This window comes from Pseudomonas sp. GW821-FHT09E12 (assembly GCF_059416085.1).
On sequence record NZ_JBWKOM010000019.1, the window covers coordinates 1 to 2,186 of the forward strand.

The 2,186-nt window shown below is 65.6% G+C and carries 2 protein-coding genes; both read left to right on the forward strand.

Translation table 11 applies throughout. From position 1 onward, the window contains the following. The first annotated feature begins 17 nt into the window (after positions 1-17). A complete protein-coding gene (locus tag AC07PQ_RS30695) occupies positions 18-1,724 on the forward strand; it encodes a ShlB/FhaC/HecB family hemolysin secretion/activation protein (protein WP_493186777.1) in 1,707 nt (568 codons plus the stop codon). A gap of 25 nt (positions 1,725-1,749) precedes the next feature. Further along, positions 1,750-2,186, forward strand: a 437-nt coding sequence (locus tag AC07PQ_RS30700) for a two-partner secretion domain-containing protein (RefSeq protein WP_493186776.1), incomplete at its 3' end; no start/stop codon positions are given.

Consider the following 2,186-nt stretch of genomic DNA (forward strand, 5'->3'; position numbering starts at 1 on the left):
GTCTCGAGGGACCGAACATGTACTCACCCGCCCTCGCGGGGAGGTTGTGCCTGGCTTTGCTGTGCCTGACTCCGCTACACCTCGTTCATGCCGCTCCCACCCCCGGTGACACCGACCTGATCCGCGAACGCCAGGATCGCCTGCTCGAAGAGCAGCGCCGGCGCCTGGAAGAACTCAAGGACCTGCCCGGTAAAGAGGCCGCCCCCACGGCGCCGACCGCACCTGCCGACACCCGCTGTTTCCCGATCCAGGACATCGAGCTCAAGGGCGCTGACAGCCTGTCCGCCGCCGAGCAGGCGCGCCTGCTCAAGCCTTATATCGGCCAGTGCCTGGGTGTCAGCCAGCTCAACGAGTTGCTCAAGGTCATCACCGATCACTACCTCGAGAAGGGCCTGGTGACCAGCCGTGCCTACCTGCCGCAGCAGGACCTGTCCGGCGGCCACTTGAAGGTGCTGGTGGTCGAGGGCCGGCTCGAAGGCTTGAAGGGCGCGGCCGACAGCCAGCTGTCCGAGCGCGAGCTGGCCATGGCCTTTCCCGGCCAGGTCGGCGAGCGGGTCAACCTGCGGGAAATCGAACAACTGGTGGACCAGCTCAACCGCCTGCCGTCGAACCAGGCGCAAATGGAGCTGGCCCCCGGCAAGGAGGTCGGTGGCAGCGAAGTGCTGGTCAAGAACACTGCGCAAAAGCCCTGGCGAGCCGGGCTGTCACGCAGCAACGACGGCCAGCGCAGCACCGGCGAGCAGCAGTGGGGCACCACCTTCGACTGGGACAGCCCGCTGGGGCTGGCCGACCAGCTGATGTTGCGCGGTGGCCACGATGCCATGAGCGATCACCAGCACAGCTCCAACAACGCCATGCTCTATTACAACCTGCCCTGGGGCTGGTGGAACTTCAGTTACACCTACAGCCAGAGCGAGTACCGCTCCCAGGCCCAGGCCAATGGTTTCAGCTTCAAGCAGACCGGCGACAGCCAGAACCACCAGCTGCGCGCCGAGCGGGTGATCCTGCGTGATGCGGTGAGCAAGACTTCGCTGAATGCCGGCCTGGCCTACCTGCGCACCAACAACTTCATCGAAGACAGCAAGCTGGCCTTGAGCAGCAATCGCCTCAGCGAAGCCCAGTTCGGCATCAACCACGGCCGGCGTATCGGCGGTGCCTTCGTCAACCTCGACCTGGGCATGCAGCACGGCATTGGCGCTTTCGACGCCCAGGGCAATGGCCACCCGGGACCCGGCGAGCCGAATGCGCGCTACCGCAAATACACCGCCACCCTCAGTTACCTGCAGCCGTTCAAGCTGTGGGGCGAGTCGTTCAGCTTCAGCAGCCTGATGACCGGCCAGCGCAGCGAAGACGTGCTGTTCAGCCCGCAGCGCACCAGCCTGGGCGGGCAGTCGTCGATTCGCGGGTACAAGGACCAGTCGCTGTCCGGCGACAGCGGCGGGTACTGGCGCAACGACCTGCGCTGGAGCCGTCCGGTGACCTGGGCCTGGCTACAGCCACTGTTCACTGAGTACGGCAGCAGCCTGGGCTACGACCAGGGCGTCATCCGTGGCGATCGCTACAACGGTGAGCAGCACGGGCGCCTGTCGAGCAACTCCCTGGAGCTGTTCGCCCGCGGCCGGCACCTGGCGACCAGCGTGACCTTCGCCCATTCCCTTGAACGCCCGGATGTCCTGAGCGAGCGCGAAGCGCCGATCTACTTCCGCCTGGATTTCTTCCTCTGATTCGCGTTTTTCCGAGACCTTCGACATGGATGTTCGCCAATTCGCTTTCCTGGCCCGCCAGCCTTCTGCTGCCCTGAAAACCCGCGAGCACTTCTGCGGCCTGCCCAAGCGCGGCCTGGCGTTCATCCTGGCCAACGCCATGTTCTGGCAACCGCTGTGGGCCCAGGCGGAAGGCATCGTGGTCAGCGCGCCGGGCACCAGCCTGGGCCAGGCGGGCAACGGCGTACCCATCGTCAATATCGCCACGCCCAATGGCAGCGGCCTGTCGCATAACCAGTTCCACGACTACAACGTCGGCCAGCAGGGGCTGATCCTCAACAACGCCACCGACCGCACGCAGAGCACCCAACTGGGCGGGATCATCGTCGGCAACCCGAACCTCAAGGGCGTCGCGGCGCAAACCATCCTCAACGAAGTCAACGGCGGCAGCCCGAGCCAGCTGCGCGGCTACACCGAAGTGGC